This is a genomic window from Cellulophaga sp. RHA_52 (assembly GCF_007827205.1).
In the GTDB taxonomy this organism is placed as follows: Bacteria; Bacteroidota; Bacteroidia; order Flavobacteriales; family Flavobacteriaceae; genus Cellulophaga; species Cellulophaga lytica.
In genome coordinates this window covers 1286333-1305791 of the sequence record NZ_VIRZ01000001.1, presented here as the reverse complement: position 1 = coordinate 1305791, position 19459 = coordinate 1286333, and the positions used below count along the sequence as shown (strand labels likewise).

General features: G+C 30.2%; 20 protein-coding genes. 13 read left to right on the top strand and 7 right to left on the bottom strand.

Translation table 11 applies throughout. The annotated features are described in order from the left end of the window. Positions 1–134 precede the first annotated feature (134 nt). The 13 genes from JM80_RS05755 to JM80_RS05695 all read left to right on the top strand — a co-directional run bounded on the left by JM80_RS05755 (position 135) and on the right by JM80_RS05695 (position 12187). On the top strand, positions 135–794 hold the full coding sequence (locus JM80_RS05755) for a hypothetical protein (RefSeq protein WP_144709450.1): 660 nt from the start codon (positions 135–137) through the stop codon (positions 792–794). Positions 795–1114: 320 nt separating this feature from the next. Further along, positions 1115–1585 carry a hypothetical protein gene (locus JM80_RS05750; RefSeq protein WP_144709449.1) on the top strand — a complete coding sequence of 157 codons (471 nt, stop codon included), beginning with the start codon at positions 1115–1117 and terminating at the stop codon, positions 1583–1585. Between the two features lie 191 nt (positions 1586–1776). Beyond that, positions 1777–2697 (top strand): GyrI-like domain-containing protein, encoded by a 921-nt coding sequence (locus tag JM80_RS05745; protein WP_255436680.1) that lies wholly within the window; start codon positions 1777–1779, stop codon positions 2695–2697. 225 nt (positions 2698–2922) lie between these two features. Beyond that, positions 2923–3999, top strand: coding sequence for a two-component regulator propeller domain-containing protein (locus JM80_RS05740; RefSeq protein WP_144709448.1), 1077 nt, complete (start codon positions 2923–2925; stop codon positions 3997–3999). A 251-nt stretch (positions 4000–4250) separates the two neighbouring features. Further along, complete coding sequence (locus JM80_RS05735) at positions 4251–4817, top strand: TetR/AcrR family transcriptional regulator (RefSeq protein ID WP_034645822.1); 567 nt, start codon at positions 4251–4253, stop codon at positions 4815–4817. 17 nt (positions 4818–4834) lie between these two features. Then, positions 4835–6532, top strand: coding sequence for a gamma-glutamyltransferase (locus tag JM80_RS05730; protein WP_144709447.1), 1698 nt, complete (start codon positions 4835–4837; stop codon positions 6530–6532). A gap of 189 nt (positions 6533–6721) precedes the next feature. Next, positions 6722–7093 (top strand): lipocalin family protein, encoded by a 372-nt coding sequence (locus tag JM80_RS05725; protein WP_038505142.1) that lies wholly within the window; start codon positions 6722–6724, stop codon positions 7091–7093. A 228-nt stretch (positions 7094–7321) separates the two neighbouring features. Continuing rightward, complete coding sequence (locus JM80_RS05720; RefSeq protein WP_144709446.1) at positions 7322–8242, top strand: AraC family transcriptional regulator; 921 nt, start codon at positions 7322–7324, stop codon at positions 8240–8242. Between the two features lie 18 nt (positions 8243–8260). Further along, a complete protein-coding gene (locus JM80_RS05715; RefSeq protein ID WP_255436679.1) occupies positions 8261–9475 on the top strand; it encodes a nuclear transport factor 2 family protein in 1215 nt (404 codons plus the stop codon). Positions 9476–9734: 259 nt separating this feature from the next. Next, entirely contained in the window at positions 9735–10409 is a 675-nt protein-coding gene (locus JM80_RS05710; RefSeq protein WP_051456091.1) for a hypothetical protein, read from the top strand. A 55-nt stretch (positions 10410–10464) separates the two neighbouring features. Continuing rightward, complete coding sequence (locus JM80_RS05705) at positions 10465–10977, top strand: hypothetical protein (RefSeq protein ID WP_144709445.1); 513 nt, start codon at positions 10465–10467, stop codon at positions 10975–10977. Beyond that, positions 10952–11119: a hypothetical protein gene (locus tag JM80_RS05700; RefSeq protein WP_186439755.1), complete on the top strand. Its 168-nt coding sequence runs from the start codon at positions 10952–10954 to the stop codon at positions 11117–11119. Before JM80_RS05705 ends, JM80_RS05700 begins: the two co-directional genes overlap by 26 nt. A 273-nt stretch (positions 11120–11392) precedes the next feature. Next, positions 11393–12187: a hypothetical protein gene (locus tag JM80_RS05695; protein WP_186439754.1), complete on the top strand. Its 795-nt coding sequence runs from the start codon at positions 11393–11395 to the stop codon at positions 12185–12187. 204 nt (positions 12188–12391) lie between these two features. Here JM80_RS05695 and JM80_RS05690 read toward each other — a convergent pair whose 3' ends face one another. The 7 genes from JM80_RS05690 to JM80_RS05665 form a co-directional block, all read right to left on the bottom strand. Next, positions 12392–13033 (bottom strand): DUF6266 family protein, encoded by a 642-nt coding sequence (locus JM80_RS05690; protein WP_144709444.1) that lies wholly within the window; start codon positions 13031–13033, stop codon positions 12392–12394. 137 nt (positions 13034–13170) lie between these two features. Then, positions 13171–13611, bottom strand: coding sequence for a hypothetical protein (locus JM80_RS05685; protein ID WP_144709443.1), 441 nt, complete (start codon positions 13609–13611; stop codon positions 13171–13173). A 281-nt stretch (positions 13612–13892) separates the two neighbouring features. Continuing rightward, entirely contained in the window at positions 13893–14051 is a 159-nt protein-coding gene (locus tag JM80_RS16415) for a hypothetical protein (RefSeq protein ID WP_186439753.1), read from the bottom strand. Between the two features lie 790 nt (positions 14052–14841). Then, positions 14842–15261 (bottom strand): hypothetical protein, encoded by a 420-nt coding sequence (locus JM80_RS05680; RefSeq protein ID WP_144709442.1) that lies wholly within the window; start codon positions 15259–15261, stop codon positions 14842–14844. Positions 15262–15282: 21 nt separating this feature from the next. Then, positions 15283–18108, bottom strand: a complete 2826-nt coding sequence (locus JM80_RS05675) for a type I restriction endonuclease subunit R (RefSeq protein WP_144709441.1) — start codon at positions 18106–18108, stop codon at positions 15283–15285. A gap of 186 nt (positions 18109–18294) precedes the next feature. Beyond that, the gene (locus JM80_RS05670; RefSeq protein WP_144709440.1) at positions 18295–18759 is read right to left on the bottom strand and encodes a hypothetical protein; all 465 of its coding nucleotides are present in this window, start codon (positions 18757–18759) and stop codon (positions 18295–18297) included. Beyond that, the gene (locus tag JM80_RS05665) at positions 18759–19454 is read right to left on the bottom strand and encodes a DUF3800 domain-containing protein (RefSeq protein WP_144709439.1); all 696 of its coding nucleotides are present in this window, start codon (positions 19452–19454) and stop codon (positions 18759–18761) included. The genes JM80_RS05670 and JM80_RS05665 overlap by 1 nt, the downstream gene beginning before the upstream one ends. Positions 19455–19459: the final 5 nt, after the last annotated feature.

Here is a 19459-nt window from a genome sequence, read left to right as displayed (position 1 = left end):
GTAAACCAAAATTAATGGTAGCCTAAAAGGCTTGTGTGTTTTTGTAGTATTAAAGCTACTTTAAAATTTAAAGTACTAAATTAGATGTCAAACTACTAAAGTAAAGTTAGTTAATATTGCTATAATTTATGTTTATGAAAAATTGGTTATGCATAATAGTTTTGGTCTTTTTAATATGTGGCTGTGGTTTGGGTACCGACAAAAAATCTAAACTTGCCATAGTTACAACAGAAATAACATCTAACGATTATTTAGATAATTTTAATAAAGCAAATTTTAAAATCATAGAAATAGACTCTTTTAAAAATTTTAGTGCTCTTTTAAACGAGATGAAAAAACTGTCTTGCTCAAAAAAAATTATTGGTTTAAATTTTAAAGATAACGACACTGTTTTTAAACTTACAGGTTTGGCTAATTGCCCCACAAATGACCAAATTAATTGCTATTTTAGAAGAAATGTACTTATTGTAAAAAACGATTCCTTAAAAAATATATCGGGAGATTTAAGTAAACTGGTACATATTAAAAACCTAGATTCAGAAATTTTAAAAATAAAGGCTAAAGATCACAATTATTACTACAATACAGACACTCTTAAACCAGCCCTAATACATTTACACATACAGGATAACTACCCAATAGCCAAAACTAAAGAAGTGCTAAAACAAATTGTTACCAGATTTAAAAAAGATACAACTCTTTTTAATTACAATATATTGTTTGAAGATTTTAGCCACTTAGATATACCTGCCCCACCACCACCAACTGAATTAAAAGGTGTACATATTAATTAGTTTAAAAAAGTATACAACATACTTAAATAAATAAAATATACGGGTTTTAATATTTCTGGATTAGTAATAGTTTTATGTTTTTGAACCATACTTTAAAATATGGGAAATGAGATATTACTGTTGGTTTAACCTAGGAAAACTAGTTGTACGGTAATACTACTGTTTGTAAAGCAAAAAAATAGTTTTACATTGTAGGAAAATTAAACAACAAAAAATAAACTAGTAAGCTAAATGTGCGTTTACTCACCCATATTGGCGGAATAAACGCAATTAATTGAGTTTATATATAGTTAGCATTAATTTAAATAAACTCTACTAGAATGAATCAGAAGGAAGAGACTTTCGAAATCTGGAAGAAAAATACATTCACAAGAATTGATAATTGGAAAAAAACTGTCGATGTGAGTGATATGAAAATCAAACTAGACTATTCAATAAAGTCACTTTCTGAATTAGAAAAATATATCCTTTCAAAATATAGTGAAGTGGATTTAAAAAATCAAAAAAACAATCTTGCCCTTGATGCAATCGCATCGTATATCGGAGAAAGTTTTATTGGCATAATTCCTGAATCGAAATGGGGGATTTATGCTCGTGATAAATCGAATATTTATTATAACCTCCCTTGTATTTTTACAAAATATAGTGGCTCTATTTCGGTGCATTTTTTATTAAGAGATATCTTAAGTGAAAGGAGAAGTGAAGTACTTGAAACTCGTTTAAATAAAGTACTGAAAAATGATGAAAGATTTCGGCAACTCGTAAATAAAACTAATGCTAACAATATCTAAACGTAATGCGGACTTTAGGGCTAAATCGAAAGGTCTGTTTATATTTATAAAGTCGCTAAATCTTATGGATTTAGCTTTAGAATAAAAAAATAAAACCAAACAATAAGCTTTAGCTTCGTGCGCAGACGGAAACGAAAAGTTTCCTTACTACCGCACTACGCTTAGCCTAGACGTACAGCATTTGAACACAGATGAAAATTTTCGATAAAGAAATAGAAACCGATTACAAAAATAGAATTAACCGAGTTTTTGAATTTATTGACCAAAACTTGGAATCGGATCTATCTTTGAACACTGTTTCTGAAGTTGCTTTTTTCTCACCATTTCATTTCCATAGAGTTTTCAAATTTGTTACTGAAGAAACGCTAAATGAATATGTGACAAGACGAAGAATTGAAAAATCAGCTTTGGATTTACTGCATAAAAACATCACGACAACAGAAATAGCGCACAAATACGGTTTTAGTGATAATTCATCATATTCAAGAACTTTTAAAAAATATTTTGGAATAAGTCCAACCGGATTTATAAAAGAAAACCCAAATAGACATAGCAAGATTCGTCAACTAAAAAGCAAGAACGGACAAGAATATCCTGAATATGAAAAATACATTTGCATCATTGATAATCTAAAAAAATGGACAGAAATGAATGCAAAAATTGAAATTAAAGAAACACCTGAATTGACTCTTGCGGGAGTAACTCACGTTGGAATAAACGGAATTGAAAACGCTTTTGAAAAACTTACAAAGTGGGCAATACCAAAAGGTTTATTAAAAAATTCAGAAACTAAAATGGGTAGAATTTTCTATGACAGTTTCAAGGTTACTGCGTCTGATAAGGTTCGTATGAGTATCTTTTTGACAACTAATGAACCTTTTGAAACAGAAGGCGAGATTAATAAATTGACGATTGATAAAGGAAAATGTATTGTGGGGCGTTTTGAAATCACACCAAATGAATTTGAAAAATCTTGGACTAGTCTTTTTATTTGGATGAATGAGAATGGATATAAAAAGAGTCCTGAAAATCCATTTGAAATTTATCACAATGATTACAGGGAACATCCCGAGAATAAATTTATAGTTGATTTGAATATACCAATCGAATAAAAAAACGCTGTACAACACGGTATAAAAAACATAGGGCGTTTGTGCTTAACCGAAAGGTCTGTGCATATTAATAAAGTCCGCTATATATAAAATTTAGCGTTTATAGAACAAAATATAAAAGCAAAATATTTATATTTAGCTAAGTAATAAATCGAAACTAAAGTGCTTTTTAACTGCCCTACGTTTCTTATACTTAACGTTGTTCGTCTTGTAAGAAAAACCCGAATGAACATAAAAATAGAATTAATTTATTTACTATTTATATTGACTCTGAACCTTTCTTGTGCTGAAAATAAGAAATCAGATAAGGAAACTGATAATTCTGAATTTGTAAGGATTTCAGAAAATGACACCTTAAAATTAACCTCTGGAATCCGTGCTATTTTACAAGACAGTAAAGGCAATTATTGGCTTGGTAGTCATAACGAAGGTGTAAGTGTTTATGATGGGAAATTGTTTAAATATATAACAACAAATGACGGGCTACCAAACAATCAAATCCGTTCTATTCAAGAAGATGAAAATGGAATAATTTGGATTGTAACTGCTAATGGAGTGTGTAGTTATGATGGGCTAAAAATTACAAATTACCCAACTGAAATTGGCAATCCAGAACTAGATTGGAATTTAACAAAAGGAAACTTATGGTTTTATGCAGGTGAAGAAGATGGTATCAATCGTTTTGACGGAAAGGAAATGTATTACCTGATATTTCCGAAACCAAAAAACATTAATCCTAACAACTCTTTTGGCGTAACAGGCATATCAAAAGACAAAAACGAAAAGTTATGGATTGCAACCTACTCTGCACTATTTAGCTATGACGGTAAAAAGGTAGATATTTATGAAGGAAAAAAGTTAAACCTAAAAAATGATGAGTTAATACACATAAGAAGTGTCTTAGCAGATTCAAAAGGAAGAATTTGGATAGGAAACAATGGAATTGGCTTAATTCTAATAAATGGAGAAAGAATAACCCATTTCTCAAAAGAACAAGGAAAATTAATACCATTGAATGAGTTTGAAGCGAACATTAAATCACAACAATTAGATAAAAATACAGGATTACAATCAGTTTTTGCTATTGAAGAAGATTCAGAAGGAAACATTTGGTTTGGAGATAGGGATTCAGGAGCTTGGAAATATGACGGCAAGACTTTGACAAACTTTACCATTGATAGCGCATTATCTAAATCAATGATTTGGACTATCTATAATGACAATAGTAATAATTTACTTTTTGGAATGGCGAATGGAAGAGTTTATAGATTAAACGGAAAATCATTTGAGAAAATGTTCTGAAAAATAAAATACGAACGCACAACAAAGAACTATGGTAAAAACCAAGTAAAAACTCATTAATTTTTAGCTAGAGTGCTTCTGTAAGAATCATCATATATTAGTCCTGATTTTACCATAGAAGAGTTTTGTATATCTCTGCTTAAGAACTCTAAAATATCTGGACTAGCAAATTTCTATTTGGTAATGATGTATAAAATATATAGTTTTGCAAACTGACTAACTAGTCAGTCATTTTGTTTAAATAGTACTAAATGTCTAAAAAAGAGAATATAAAAAAGTGTGCCATAGCCCTATTTCAACAATACGGTTATAAATCAGTTACTGCAGATATGATTGTAAATGAAGCAAAGGTTTCTAAGGGCTTGCTATTTTTCCATTATAAAAATATGGAAGGCCTAATAAGTGAAATAATGCTTGATTGGTTAATTCCTAAGTGGGAATTAATGATTGCACTTGACCTGAAGAATTTGCCATTAAAGAAGTGTATTGAAAAGATTTTTGAACTCTCAAAAACTGGACTAGACAAGCAAAAGTCACAATATAAACTGTATTTCAGTATTATGCTAAACGAACCAAATTTTATATCTAAACTGAATTTAGAAAATAATGAGGTTTACAAAAAAATGCTTGCGTGTTTGCATTCAATTTATGAAAGTAGAAATGTAGAAAATGCAGAGAGTGAATTAATTTTATTTAATACCACACTTATGGGTGCTGAAATGTCTTACTGCATACACACGCAAGAGGTAGGAGATTATTTCTATAAAACTACCAAAGAAATGTTCCTAAAAAGGTATGAATTAGATACCACTAATTAAAATTAATATTTAAAAATATGAAATACGTTATCATTTTATCAACATTTTTTTTAATGTGCTGTTGTTCTTCAAAAAACAAAGTGGTGAAAACAGAAAAAAAAGCAATTCCGTCTAATAAAGCAATGGTTTGTGGCACTACAGGTGCAGAAGCATTAAACGGAGGTGTTACAATATTAAAAAAAGGCGGTAGTGCTATGGATGCAGCCTTGAGCACAGCGCTATCACAAATAACGCTTGCTGCTGGTTCTTGGGTAAGTTATGCAGGACTTATGAATATCGTCTATTACGACAGTGAAACAGGAAAAGTTTATAATATGAATGCCTCTTTTAACACCGTTAAAAACGAAAAAGACCCATTAAGTATTCCTGGTAGTGTTAGTCTTGATTTAACCAAAAAGGCGCCCAGTTCAGATGGACGCTCGGTATTAGTTCCCGGATTTATGGCTGGAGTTGAATCCGCACACCAAAAATTTGGCAACCTACCTTTTGCTTATATTTTTGAAAACGCTATTGGTCTTGCAGAAAATGGAATCGAATGGAATTCAGGTCTACAAAAACAGTTTAATTACCGTAAGGAAATTCTATCAAGATTACCAGAAACAAAAGCTGTGTTTACTAAAAGTGACGGAACATTTTACAAAATAGGCGATACTTTTACCCAGCCAGAGTTGGCTAAAACTCTAAAAAAGGTTGTAAAATTAGGTAGCAATTATATGTATAATGGCCATTGGGCAAAAAAAATGGTAAGTGTGGTACAATCTGAAGGAGGAAAACTAACACTAGATGATATGAAAAATTATCAAGTAGAATGGAACGAACCACTTAATCAGAACTACAACAATCATGAATTATTTGTTCACGGTCTTCCAGCTGTTGGAGGAGTAAATACTATTGAAGCGCTAAACTTAATAGAAAAAGCTCAATTTTCTAAAAAACCAAGATATTACGAAGACCCTAAAGTGCTCAAAGAGTTATCTGATATTATCAAATTCGGTGAACTTTTTCCGTATGTAAAAAACGCACTTAATGCTATCCCCAATCTTGATATTTCATCAGAAGGTAGATTGAAAAAAGAAAATGCTACAGTTATTTACGAAATTATTAAACAAGGACAATTATTTGGAGCATCACCAGAAACAAAAAACACACCTAAACACTCTGACGCTGTTGTTGTTATAGACGAAAAAGGAAACATCTGTGCTATGACACATAGTATTAATGCAGTTAGTTGGGGAGGAACAGGAATTTTTATTGACGGTGTTTCTATACCCGACCCTGCTTCTTTTCAACAACAAGAAGTAGCAAAAGCTGGGGCTGGTAAAAGATTACCTGACCCAACTAATCCAGGAATTATATTCAAAGATGGCAAACCAATATTAGGATTTGCCTCAATAGGAGCTGGACTTCATGCCAAAACCATTACCAGTTTATTAGCAGTAATGGATTATCAAATGACACCGCAAGAAGCAATAGAAATACCCAATTTAGGATTTGTTAATTTCGCAAAACCACAAAATGGATTTCCACGTACTATTGATTCAACAGAGTTTAAACTAAACGTCATTGATAAAGCAAATGAACTTAGTGATGGTGGTTTTGAACATAATACCACTATGCCAGGGTATTGGATAGGAATTAAGAGAGATGATGCTGGCAATTTACACGGCTCAACAGTTCGTAAATTAAACAAAGGAGGAAGGGCTGTTGGCTATTAAAAATAACTGGTTATAATGGCTATGGGCAATTGCTTATTCCTGTATACTTACAAATCCCGAAGCTTGTGGACTAGCAAATTTCTATTCGGTTTATATTTGCTAAATTAGGTGCATAAACGGCGTAACAAACCAATTACAAGAACCTTGCAATTAATATAATCTAACAAGAGCCATTAGTAAATAAACTAAATGAGAAATATATTAAAAATACTTACTGTAACTAGTATTACTCTATTTTATTCTTGTACCAACAAATTGGAAGAAAAAATTACCAAAAATTGGAGAGTACAAAAAATGGAAAAAATGACACCCTTAACTTTAAATAAGTACGTTCCTATAAAGATTGATATAAACTCTAAAATGTGTTACAACTTTCTGCCCCAAAATAAGGTTAAATTAATAACACAAATGGGATCTAGTATGCAAGGTACATGGCATATTAATGATAGTACCATAAGCATCTATACTAAAAAAGAGAAAAAAGAATTAAATATTTTAAAATTAACTGATAACGAACTAGTTTTAGCATCCGGAAGATTTAAATTTTATTTAGAAAATTAATATTTAGTTATAAAGACATTTGCTACGCGCCAAGTATAAAATTTAGTGCCAACAGCTAAAAAAGTTAAAACAGAATGTTATATTTACTTGTTGTAAAACCAGAACAATAAATTGAACTTAGATAATAATTTAATATTTTTCTTTAGTGCACTGGGGGCTTTTAATAGCTTAGTTTTAAGTCTATATTTTTTATTTTTTTGTAAACCAATAAATAATTCTAATTACTTTTTGGGCTTGTTATTAGCTGCTTTAAGTATTAGAGTTTGGAAATCTTTATTCTTTTATTACAATCCAGATTTATCTAAAAATTACTTGCAAATTGGCCTATCGGCCTGTTTTCTTATAGGGCCCTTTTTATATTTTTATATTAAATCTAAAACAACTGCCTACAAGCAGTATAGTACATCATTAGTTTTTCAAATATCGCTTTTAATACTACTTATTTTTGGTGTGGGCTTGCTATACCCTTATACTACTAACGTAAAGGTTTGGACTACTTATTTTTATACCGTAATTAACTATCAATGGTTGGCATATATAGTAGTTTCTGCTTTTTTATTAAAAAGTGCCTTTAAAAAAATAACAAACAAAAAAGAAAAACTAAACTATGATGATGTTTGGATGCTAAGCGTATTTTTTGGCGTTTTTATTATTTGGATTGCTTACTATACCGCTAATTACACATCGTACATTTTGGGTGCTTTTTCATTTACGTTTGCCTTTTACTTGTCTGGATTACTTTTATTTTATAAAAGAAAAAAAGATTTTATTACATCAGAAAAGAAAGAAAAATACAGCGCTATACAATTGCAAAAAGATGAAGTGCAACAAATTGTAAACAAAATAAAATTTGCTTTTAAAGAAGAAGAATTATACAAAAACCCAAATTTAACGTTACCAATATTGGCCAAAAAAATAAATATTAGACCACAATTACTTTCGCAAGTTTTAAATAACGATTTAAACAAAAGCTTTACACAATTTATTAATGAGTATAGAATTGAAGAAGCTAAACAGCTTTTAAAATCTAAAACAAACTTAAAAATTGAGGTAATTGCAGAGCAAAGTGGCTTTAATTCTAAAAGCACGTTCTACACCGCCTTTAAAAAAGTAACCAACACAACACCAACCAAATACACTAAAAATTAATGTGTTACAAAATTCCTAATGTATACTTTAGGAGTTTTATGGTATAAATCTGTAACAACCAAAAAGAAGATAGCTATTATTATTGCTGCATTAATTATAAACAATAATGCACTTATGAAACATTTTTTTTTAACCATTGGTTTTTTAATAGTAAGCAATATAACTATTGCACAAACAGACAGGTCTAAAATAGAAACCACCATTTTAAATTACATAAACGGCACATCTTACAACCAACCAAAATTAATAGAAAAAGCATTTTATGCTAATGCCAATTTATATTTAGAAAACAAAGAAAAAACGTTATGGGTAGTTCCTGCAAAAGAATATATTGGCTGGTATAAAAACAAAAAACAAGGAGAATTTAATGGGAGAATTGGCAACATAATATCTATAGATAATTTTGAAGGTATAGCTACCGCTAAGGCAGAAATTCTTTTTCCTGAGATCAACTCTAGGTACATAGATATGTTTCTCCTTAAAAAAATTAAAAACCAATGGGAAATTATTAGCAAATCTGCAGCTAGTGAAAACAGCAACCAACAAGGAGATAAAATTTTATTTATAGTATCTAACGCATCATTTTATGGAGGTTCTGATATTGCTACAGGCAATAGTTTTTCTGAAATAACCAATGCCTATACTACTTTTAAAAATGCTGGTTATACTGTAGATTTTGTTAGTCCTAACGGCGGAAGCATTCCGTTAACGTATATAGACACATCAGACCCGTTACAAAAAAACCTTGTGTACAACAAAGACTTTATGTACGCACTAAAACACACTAAAAAACCAATAGAAATTATTGCTAAAAATTACAAAGCTGTACACTATATTGGTGGTGGTAGTGCTATGTATGGCGTGCCAGAAAACAAGGATATCCAAAAAATTGCTATGGAAATTTACGAGGAGCATAACGGAATTATATCTTCCGTTTGCCACGGTACAGCTGGTATTGTAAACCTTAAAACTAAAGATGGCCGCTATGTTTATGAAGGTAAAATTGTTAATGGGTATCCAGATTCTTTTGAGAAAAAAGATGCGGAATATTTTAAACATTGGCCTTTTTTAATTCAAAAAACCATAGAAGAAAGAGGCGGTATTTTTCAGTTTTCAAAAAGAAATACGTCTCAAGTAGAAGTACAAGGAAACTTAATAACTGGACAAAATTATTTATCATCTAAAGATGTTGCCTTACAAATAATTGAGCGTTTAAAATCTAAAACCAACTAAAACTAAGCAAGTAGTATTACTTAGCGCATAATAAAAGTAACTGGGGTTTGCTTGTTTGTATTTTTCCTAACGGAGAGTATAGCAAGCAAAACCTTTTTTTTATAATAAGTAAGATTAAACCTTACAGATATAAACTGTTTTTAGGCAAAAAAACATTTACTGGCACAAAATCACAGCAATTCATTTAATTTTATAAAAAATTATAGCGTAGATGTAAATTTATTAGATATAAAATTTATGCAACACAAACTACCTTAAAATGACAAAAAGAGAATACGCTAAGTATTTAGGAGATATTATAGATGAAGTTATAGATTTAGATGTTGAGTCTGATGATTTAAGACATCAATTTTATGAGTATTTCCAAGCATTTATGCCCAACGGAACTAATATTGAAAAGGTGTTTAAACCTATTAAAGAAGGAAACCTTTATCACAAACGATTGCTACAAATTTTTAACGCTACTAAAGGCATCTTTAATGAATTAGCTGCAGAAGGAAAAACTCCCGCGTATTTTTGTCCGGCTCCTACAAAAAACAAAGAGTTATTACTGTTGTATGGAGAAAAATACATTGAAAACTTAACATTGTTCTCTAAAATTACAGCCGACCAGGAGTTTATAGACACTATGACTCAAATTAAAACTGTAGAAATTTCAGATCTAGATGTTAGAACAAATAAAAACGATACCAACGCTATAGTTTATGAGTCAATTTCTGATTGGTTTATAGACAATACAGATTACGAAGCAACTATTGAAGTGTTAAGCGAGGCATACTACGCTATAAATTGTGATTATAACTTATCGTATTATTTTCAATATCCGTCTTACAAAGAAAAAATAAATTTTGATGTTTTTGAGCCATACTTTAAAATATGGGAAATGGGCTATTACTGTTGGTTTAACCAAGGAAAACTAGTAATAGGGAAATAATATAAAAGCTATAATCATTTAGTACATTAACTAATAAAAAATGAAGTAAGTTACTATGGAAAAATACATAATTTCTTTAGAAAATTATATGTCTAACGAAAAGAGAATAGACACTACAGTTTCTTCTACCAAAGAGGTAATAGAACAATACAAAAGTATAAACTGGTTTAATTTACTAACCAAAGCTACACCAGAAAACCAAAACGATTCTGATATAGTTGATGACAATTCTTGGAATTTTTCGGTTACATTTAAAAATGATAAAAAAGAAGATATTCTTCATATTCACCCGCACCTTTACCCAAGCACACGTGTACAACCAGAAGAAATTAAACTAGTTGTAGAATTTAGGGCGTGTAAAATAGTACCAACTTCAAAATTTAGTCAGTTTTTTGGAGGTGCTAAAGAAAAAGCCATTGAGGAAAACAAAACCGCTGCAATAGGTGTTTTACAAGCAGATGTACTAACTCATTTAACAAATTTTTTAGATAATAACCATATAGATCTTCATAAGCTTAACAGTCCTTCTTTACATACAATTATTGAAGAAAGCGGTAAAGTATATTAATTTAAATATACGTACAACCAAAAATACAAGTAGAAACATACTTACAACTGCAGGTGCACAAGGTATAGGAGAAGCTATAACCAAACATTTTATAAACACAGGCGCTACACTAGACATAAATGGCGGCGTATACAATATGTAACACACATTTAAAACATTTTTATAGTAGTTAAGAATCTAGGGGAGCTTGTTTCTCTAGATTTTTTTTGTGCTTATAATTACCATTTATACTAAAAAAATATACCAATTACACATTTCTTTAATTGTAGTATAAAAAATAGTTATACATTGTAGGAAAATTAAACAACCAATAAAAACCAACTAGTAAGCTAAATGTGCATTTATTTACCGCTATTGGCGGAATAAACGCAATTAATTGAGTTTATATATAGTTACCCATAAGCTGAACCAACCATTGAAAATACTGCTTCACATAATAATTATCACTTTTTTGACTGTTGTAACTCAAATAGGTGGAATAATATATTTGATTGCAATTTTGTTGATTAAGAAAAGTGCGGAAAAGAAACGATTGAAACGGATTGGAATTTTCGCAGTTCTATATTTACTCGCAACATTTTTAATCGTTCCAAATGTAGCACCAATTTTCGGACGTGAAAAAATAAAGGAAACGGATTTGTTAAAAGCACATTCTATTTTTTACAAGCTTGCAAATAGAAACTATGTAAGAACTGAATTGAACCAAACAATCGGAAAAATAGCAACCGAATTTGAAAAACGAAATAGTGGAATAAAAATGGTTTACCTTGATGCTAACTTCCCATTTATCGACAAATTTCCACTTCTGCCACATTTGAGCCATAACGACGGAAAGAAAATTGACGTTTCTCTGATTTACGAGAATGACAACGGACAATTGACTAATAAAAAACCATCAGTTAGCGGATATGGTGTTTATGAAATGCCGACCGAAAAAGAATATGACCAAAACGCTGTTTGTAAGAAAAATGGAAATTGGCAATATGATTTTCCAAAATATCTGACTTTAGGCACAATAAACAAAGACATTGAGTTATCCGAAAAAGGAACTCGACAATTAGCAGAATTGATTTTAAAACAAAAAAATATTGGTAAATTGTTCATCGAGCCACATTTAAAAACTCGATTGAATTTGAACAATGGAAAAGTACGATTTCACGGATGTCAAGCAGTTAGACACGATGACCACATACATTTCCAACTGAAATAATTAAAAAATGCCTATGGGTAACAATGTATTATATTAATTAACTCAAACAACCCTTATAAATAAAGAGTTTTAAAAGATAAATTAAAAAAAGGTACAACATAGGTACAACATTTTAACCTATAAGTAGAAGTGATCTAAAAGTATAAAAAAACCGCTTCTAAATTAATAGAAACGGTTTTCAATATGTATTTAAACTTAAAGTTATTAAGCAGCCGTACCAGAGCCTAAATACACACTATTTGATACTTGACTACCATCAGCAGAAACAAACGCCATAAATAGCTCTACTGTGTCTCCTGCATAGGTGTTTGGAATTGTTACCGATTGAGAACCTGCTGTTCTGTCTGCACCATCTAAAATATAAACAGATTCTTTTTTACTTGGATTGTAAACTAACAACATCGCTTTATCCGTTACATTTGCGTTACCGTCTGCCGAGTTATCTCCCCAACCAAAATCAACTTGTCCTGGTGTTGTTAAGTCAGTAGTTCCGTTTAACACTCCAGATAAAGAACCTCTACTCAATAAAGCTAAAGAATAATCGATTGTGAAGTTAGGTGCAATCCCTCCTACTGCATTATTTAATACATAAGACATTGCAGCATTAAATTCGGTTTTCTTTGTCGCAAAAGACTTGTAACCAACTTTTAAAAACTCTTTGTTTGGTTGTAAATATTCCAATGTAACCGTAAATTTATTACGTTGGTTTACTTGCCCCTCTGTTCGAGGATTCGCCACACTTGATGGCTTAATTCTGATGTAGTCAATACCTTTCCAACTACCACCAATTACGTTACCTACTTTTCCAGATAATCCGCCTAAAATTCCTTGAGCTATTTTACCCATTTTATAAACAATTTTAAATTAATACACGTTCGGATTTGGTACGGACTTTATATAGCTTTAAAACCTTTATTTCACTATTAATATAACGAAAATAATGCCATTTTGTTACTGTTTTAGCCTTGTTAGACGCCTTTGCATTAGGCTTCTTTACTTTGCATTAGTTTGAAACAATTACGGATGTATGCGACCTTTAAAACTGCTATTTTATCAATGACATTTTGTAGCTCTTTTTCCTTTTTACTGATAACCTCAACCGCTTTTATGTGTCTTTGTATCTGGTCGCTGACATTATGAGAGGATTTGAAGCCATTTTTAAGCGTATTTCTGCAATCATCTACAGAAATAAACGGAATAACACTACCTTTTAAATAATAAGCGTAAAAACCGCCAATTTGCAACATCATAGACAAATGAAAAAGCGTGTTTTTATCTGCTTCGGTTTTTGTGATTACTACAAAACAGTTAGGACAAGGATTTGAGAGCGGTTTTCCGCTGTTAAGCCCTTTGTTTAAGATAAAAAAATGAGGTTCCGAGTAGGTTCTTCCGATTTGATGGGTTTTCATTTCAAAATAAGACATAGCTATCCAATTAAAAGTTCGCTACGCTCACACATATTTTTTTTGAAAATGAAAAAGAAAAAAATTAAAAAAAGAAAGCCTTCCGCTTTGTGGCGTGGGTAAGGCTGTCAAGCTTTTTTTAAAAAAGTTTTTTAGGAATTTTAATTAAATGGAAAAAGCTATAAGTAAAACGAAAAGTTGCTTTGAAGTAGTAATAAAAAGTTTTTTAAAAAACCGTAGGCTTGAGCTTTATAGCCTTAAAGCGTGGGCTGTAGGAAGCCACATATATTTGCTATCTTTTATTAATTTAATGTTATACCTGCCAATACTACAATTATAACAAGCATAATAATAACGAAAAGTTTAGTACCGAAAGAATCATCACCTTCAGGATTTTCGATTTTATTACCGTTTTCATCTAAATCGTGAGGAAAGAATAAATCAAATAAATCTTCAATCATTTGTTTCATACTCTAAATATAACTTTTCTGGGGAATTAACACTTAAAAAAATAGGTTTTAGTACCGTATTGAGCGTTGGATGAAGCGTTTGTATGGGTAGCGTTTTAAATAGTTGTTTGATAAAACAGCATTTAAACAAGCTACTTATACAGGACTTTTAGACAATAGCTTATTGCTTTTTTGAGGTACGATAAAAAGTAATGTGCTATGGCGTATTACTACACTTTATAAACCTATTTTTTTATAACCGCTAACTTGGGTGGTGGGGAAAAGTGGACTATGATATTTGTTAACGAAATGAAACAAACAAAGACTTGAGGTAAGGAAAACTTGGACTTAACGATGGTTTTGTGCAGCTTGAATGAGATAACGAATATTATTAACAATTAACGTAATCCTTAAAATGTGCAGATGTTTAATATTTGTTCAAAATGTGGTTTAATGTTCGGAATTGAGCGTTGGAAGAGCGGATATTTTACATAATACCAGTTATAGCTACAAAATGCATAAACACTGCGATAGCAAACCTTTGAAAAGTGCCGTTTGCTACTATAACTTGTATTATGTAAACATAGCTTTGGGTAGTTTTTGGTGTTAGCGTTGGCAACAGCTTTTTACTTTTTTATTGTACCTATTTATTAAAATATAAACGTTTAAATAAAACAAGTAATGTGCTGTGTGAGGGTTGGCAACCAAAAACTACAAGCGCGTTGGCGAGCGGAACAACACAAAAGACAGAGGGTTTTTGCTTTTCCGCAAAAAACTGGGTTTTGTGTTGTGGGGACATTATTTAGAAAACAATGGAATTATATAGGTCTGCAATACGATATTTTTTTTTAAATTTCTTTGATTTACTCTCAATATCAGATAATAGCAACAACTCTTTTTGAAGTGATTTTAATTTATCAATAGCATAATTTATTTTAAAGCCATCAGTAGATTCAAAAATATTTGAATCAGAAGTTGGTAATTTAAAATAAAGAAGAATAATTTTTAATTGCTCTTCGGTTAATGACATAGTACTTTCAGTAATATGATATCCTTTAATTATTTTTATAGTGTCATAATCGAAATAAATACTTTTTCTTGCTCTGACTGACATTTTAAAAGATTGCTTTCCTTTTATTTTATCTCTTTGAGAGGTAGTATCTACGAAGCCTTGTTTAAATAGAATAGAAGCTAATTCTTTATTTGCCTTAAACTTTTTCATAACTTATAGTTTTAATTTATTTTACTCTACACCGTTAATAAAAGTCTTTACAAAGTCTTTTATTTTTTCTGTTATTCTGTTGCTTATAGATTCACGTTGTAAGACACTTGGTTGTTTTTCTAATGCTTCAATAACCTCATCTTCGGTTGCCATTCTGCCTGTAAACAAATAATCGTTTATGATGTCTTCTACTTTATCTTGTTTTAAGTCTTCTGCTGTACTTAATTCTTGTAAAGCTTTTTTAGTTTCCTCTTGCCAATAGTTTTTAAATTCATCTTCAATAGTTTCACTATCGTTTATTTTTGGAAGATTATTTTGAATGAACTTTTCTATTAAAACTCTTTTGCTTCTTAATACAGATTCTCCAGCAATTAAATCTATAATCTGTTTTTTCTGTTTTGCCTGGTCTTTTGGTTTAGCCTCTTTTAATTGTGCTAATAATCGCATTATGTAAGCTACATTAATTTCATCACGATGTATTAACTCTAATTCAAAATCAATTTCATCTAAAATAGATACTGATTCTTTTTGATTATTCGTTTTAATCTTATCGTGTAAGTCTAAATATTTACTTGTGTAATCTGCAAACTCCTGCTCTTTCATATAGGTATCATCAAAACTAAATTCAATAAATGATGATAGTATATTTTTAAGTCGCATTATTTCTCTAAAGGCTTTTGCGAATTCTAATTCGTCTTCTTCAGTAACCAAATCATTTACACTATCTACCGTTGGTGCAATACCCATTAATACCTTATAAGCTTCATTAAATTTCTTTACTTGTTCTTCATAAGGTGCTATTATAATGGTCTCTTGTGCATTTTTATCTGAAAATAAAGCAATAGCATCATCTGTGTTTTGCTTTAGATTACGGAACGCTAAAATATTACCTTGTGATTTTTTTTCGTTTAATATTCTGTTGGTACGTGAATAAGCTTGTATTAAACCGTGATAGTTTAAATTTTTATCTACATAAAGCGTATTTAAAGACTTACTATCAAAACCTGTAAGGAACATATTTACTACTAATAATAAATCAATCTGTTTGTTCTTAACTCGTTTTGAAATATCCTTTTTGTAGTTGAGAAATGCATTACCATCTTTAGTAGAATGTTTAGAGCCAAATTGTTTGTTATAATCTGCAATAAACTCGTCTAACTTATCTCTGGAATGCTTGTTTACAGGTTTATCATCATTTACATCTTCTTCTTGAATTTGACCGTTAGCATCTTTATCTTCTTCATTTACATTATATGAAAATATAGTTGCTATATTTAAGTTATGTTCTCCTGCTTCTTTTTTGGCTTTAAAAAGCTCATAATATTTTATTAGAATATCTACACTACTTACACAAAACATTGCTGTAAACGTTCTGTGATGTGTTTTACGATTGTGATTTGCTATTATGTAGTTGGCAATAATATTTAGATAATCATCACTTGCATATACTTCTTGCTTGTTTATATCTTCTACTTTTGTATCATCAATCCCCTCTTTTGACTTAAACACATTATAATATTCAATAGAAAACTTTAATACATTTTCATCTCTAATAGCATCTGTAATTACGTACTGATGTAAACACTCGTGAAAAAGATTTGCAGTTGTTTGTTTTATACTCTTTTTACTAATAGCATTTTTAACAAATATTGGTGTACCTGTAAAACCAAATAATTGATGATTGGTAAAGAAATTTACAATACGCTTATGTGTATCTCCAAATTGTGAACGGTGACATTCATCGAAAATGAATACTATTTTTTCATCTTTTAAAACTTCTATTTGCTTTCTAAATTTAGCCTTTGATATAGCACTATTTAGCTTTTGAATAGTAGTAACTAATAGAGGTCTGTTATTATCTAAAAATTGACTGATTAGCATTTTGGTATTTTCTGTACCATCAATACTATCTTTATCAAATGCTCTAAATTCTCTAACTGTTTGGTCGTCTAAATCTTGCCTATCAACTACAAATACTACTTTTTTAATTTTAGGATTTTGTGTTATTATTTGACTTGCTTTAAATGATGTTAGTGTTTTACCTGAACCTGTAGTATGCCATATATAGCCATTTTTGTCACTATTCTTTATTCTATCGATTATTGATTCTACTGCAAAAAACTGATAAGGTCTTAATACCATAAGTGTCTTATCACTTTCGTGCAACACTATATATTTGGTAATCATTTTAGCAATATGACAAGGCTCTAAAAAGATATTAGCAAAAGGCTCTAATTGGGTTATTTTTTTATTCTTTTCATCACTCCAGAAGGAAGTAAATTTAAAACTCTGTTTTTGGCTATTTGCATAATACTTGGTATCTACACCATTACTAATAACAAAAATCTGGACATAATTGAATAGTGCATTATTAAAAGCAAACGATTCTTTTTGATAGCGTTGAATTTGATTAAAGGCTTCTTTAAGCTCTATACCTCTGCGTTTTAATTCTATTTGTACCAATGGTAAGCCATTAATAAGAATAGTAACATCGTAACGATTTTCACGTTTACCGTTAATTGTAATCTGATTGGTTACTTGGAATTGATTTTGACACCAGAAATCTTGATTAATAAACTCGATATATGCTTTATCTCCATTATCTTTTTGAAGCACATATTTATCTCGTAAGGTTTTGGCTTTATCGAAAATGTTACCTTTAGATAAGTGGATAACTATTCTTTCAAACTCTGATGCTGTAAAGGTTGTTTTATTATGCTTTTCTAATTGCGTTTTTAGATTGCTTATTAAATCATCTTCTGTTTTTATAACAACTGATTTATGGCCTAAACTAACGAGTTGGCTTATTAAATTATTTTCTAATACTTGTTCTGGTTGTGTTGTCAAACTCTTAATTTTTTATTTATAATTAAAATGGCATATTAGTTGCTATTCTTAATTTATACAATACATATTCAATAATAATTGTTGCATAAGTGAAACAAATTTTGTATTTTTGCGCTGTTCTTTACCGATGGTAGGGAATCTACAAAGGTCTTGAACGTTGAACCCGAATCAACGTTTTTTTTATGCTTAATTTTCACCGAAAAACTCAACTGTCTTTTCAAAATCTGGACCTTCTAAAATATTCTCTATATCGTTTTTCTCATAAGCTGTTACTAATTTAGCCTTTAAATAACCTGTAAATCTTATTACCACAACGTAGTTTTCTTTTACTATTGCTACACGTCTATCAGTATAATAAACTTTATCGGTATTATTCCATCCTTTCTTTAATATAGCATCGTTATCCATTAACGTTTCTTTTATCCAAAGCATTTTTTCAAGTCTGTTGAGAGATAAGATAGACTTGTCCTTTTCCTTTCTATTATAACTTTCAAAAAAACAATGTTCAAACATATCTTCATAAAATCTAACTTTTACACCATCAAAAGTCTCTATATCTGCTTTACAATATTCCTCATACCATAAAGCTCTCATTTTTTCTTCTCTTTCCTCTTCTGGAATTAAATGAGGTTTTATTTTTTTATAAGCCATTACCAACCACCTTGAAGATTAATCTTAAAAACATTAAATTTCTCTTCCCATTTAGGTGTTGGCTTAATTGCTTTACCTAAATAAGTGTTTTCAACATATTCAATTAAACCCAATTTTGCAGAACTTGTAATCCTATTGTTAAATTTCGCATTAGTTAAACCTGTTAAAATGTCTGCCAATTGTATACCTAAAGATTCATCTGATGGCAACCCTTGAACTTGTTTAATATCAGATGTTAAGTTAGCATAATCTAAACATCTATCGAGAACTTTTAATCTGCCTTTATCTCTATTTTCTTTTAAATCAAGAAAGATATTATAACTGTTATAATCATAAATCCAATGATGAAGTAATTGGTAGTAAAATTTATAAAAACCCAACTCGCCGTCTTTATCATTAAAAGTGTAATTATCAACCTTATTAGCTTCAATAAGAATAACTCTAAATCTTAATTGTTCAGTTTGAAAAAAGTAGTCAATGATCTCCTTGTGTAAATCAAAAAATTTAGGGGAAATTTTATTCCATTTCAATTCACGAGATACATTATATTTTTTTCGTATCTCATTAAACTTTTCTTTAAATATAGGTCTATAATTTGCTGGCATCCATATACCACCAATAGCTGTATATAAATGAGCATCTTTATGAGTTAAGGCTTCTAAACCACTTTCATCGCAATATACCTCGAAATCCATATCTT

Excerpts from the sequence above, each read along its gene's own strand:
- JM80_RS16415 (WP_186439753.1), bottom strand. The coding sequence starts at position 14,051 with ATGATTGAAGATTTATTTGATTTATTCTTTCCTCACGATTTAGATGAA.
- JM80_RS05685 (WP_144709443.1), bottom strand. The coding sequence starts at position 13,611 with ATGTCTTATTTTGAAATGAAAACCCATCAAATCGGAAGAACCTACTCG.
- JM80_RS05730 (WP_144709447.1), top strand. The coding sequence starts at position 4,835 with ATGAAATACGTTATCATTTTATCAACATTTTTTTTAATGTGCTGTTGT.
- JM80_RS05750 (WP_144709449.1), top strand. The coding sequence starts at position 1,115 with ATGAATCAGAAGGAAGAGACTTTCGAAATCTGGAAGAAAAATACATTC.
- JM80_RS05740 (WP_144709448.1), top strand. The coding sequence starts at position 2,923 with ATGAACATAAAAATAGAATTAATTTATTTACTATTTATATTGACTCTG.
- JM80_RS05665 (WP_144709439.1), bottom strand. The coding sequence starts at position 19,454 with ATGGATTTCGAGGTATATTGCGATGAAAGTGGTTTAGAAGCCTTAACT.
- JM80_RS05680 (WP_144709442.1), bottom strand. The coding sequence starts at position 15,261 with ATGAAAAAGTTTAAGGCAAATAAAGAATTAGCTTCTATTCTATTTAAA.
- JM80_RS05710 (WP_051456091.1), top strand. The coding sequence starts at position 9,735 with ATGACAAAAAGAGAATACGCTAAGTATTTAGGAGATATTATAGATGAA.
- JM80_RS05725 (WP_038505142.1), top strand. The coding sequence starts at position 6,722 with ATGAGAAATATATTAAAAATACTTACTGTAACTAGTATTACTCTATTT.
- JM80_RS05670 (WP_144709440.1), bottom strand. The coding sequence starts at position 18,759 with ATGGCTTATAAAAAAATAAAACCTCATTTAATTCCAGAAGAGGAAAGA.
- JM80_RS05715 (WP_255436679.1), top strand. The coding sequence starts at position 8,261 with ATGTATACTTTAGGAGTTTTATGGTATAAATCTGTAACAACCAAAAAG.
- JM80_RS05705 (WP_144709445.1), top strand. The coding sequence starts at position 10,465 with ATGGAAAAATACATAATTTCTTTAGAAAATTATATGTCTAACGAAAAG.
- JM80_RS05745 (WP_255436680.1), top strand. The coding sequence starts at position 1,777 with ATGAAAATTTTCGATAAAGAAATAGAAACCGATTACAAAAATAGAATT.
- JM80_RS05690 (WP_144709444.1), bottom strand. The coding sequence starts at position 13,033 with ATGGGTAAAATAGCTCAAGGAATTTTAGGCGGATTATCTGGAAAAGTA.
- JM80_RS05755 (WP_144709450.1), top strand. The coding sequence starts at position 135 with ATGAAAAATTGGTTATGCATAATAGTTTTGGTCTTTTTAATATGTGGC.
- JM80_RS05735 (WP_034645822.1), top strand. The coding sequence starts at position 4,251 with ATGTCTAAAAAAGAGAATATAAAAAAGTGTGCCATAGCCCTATTTCAA.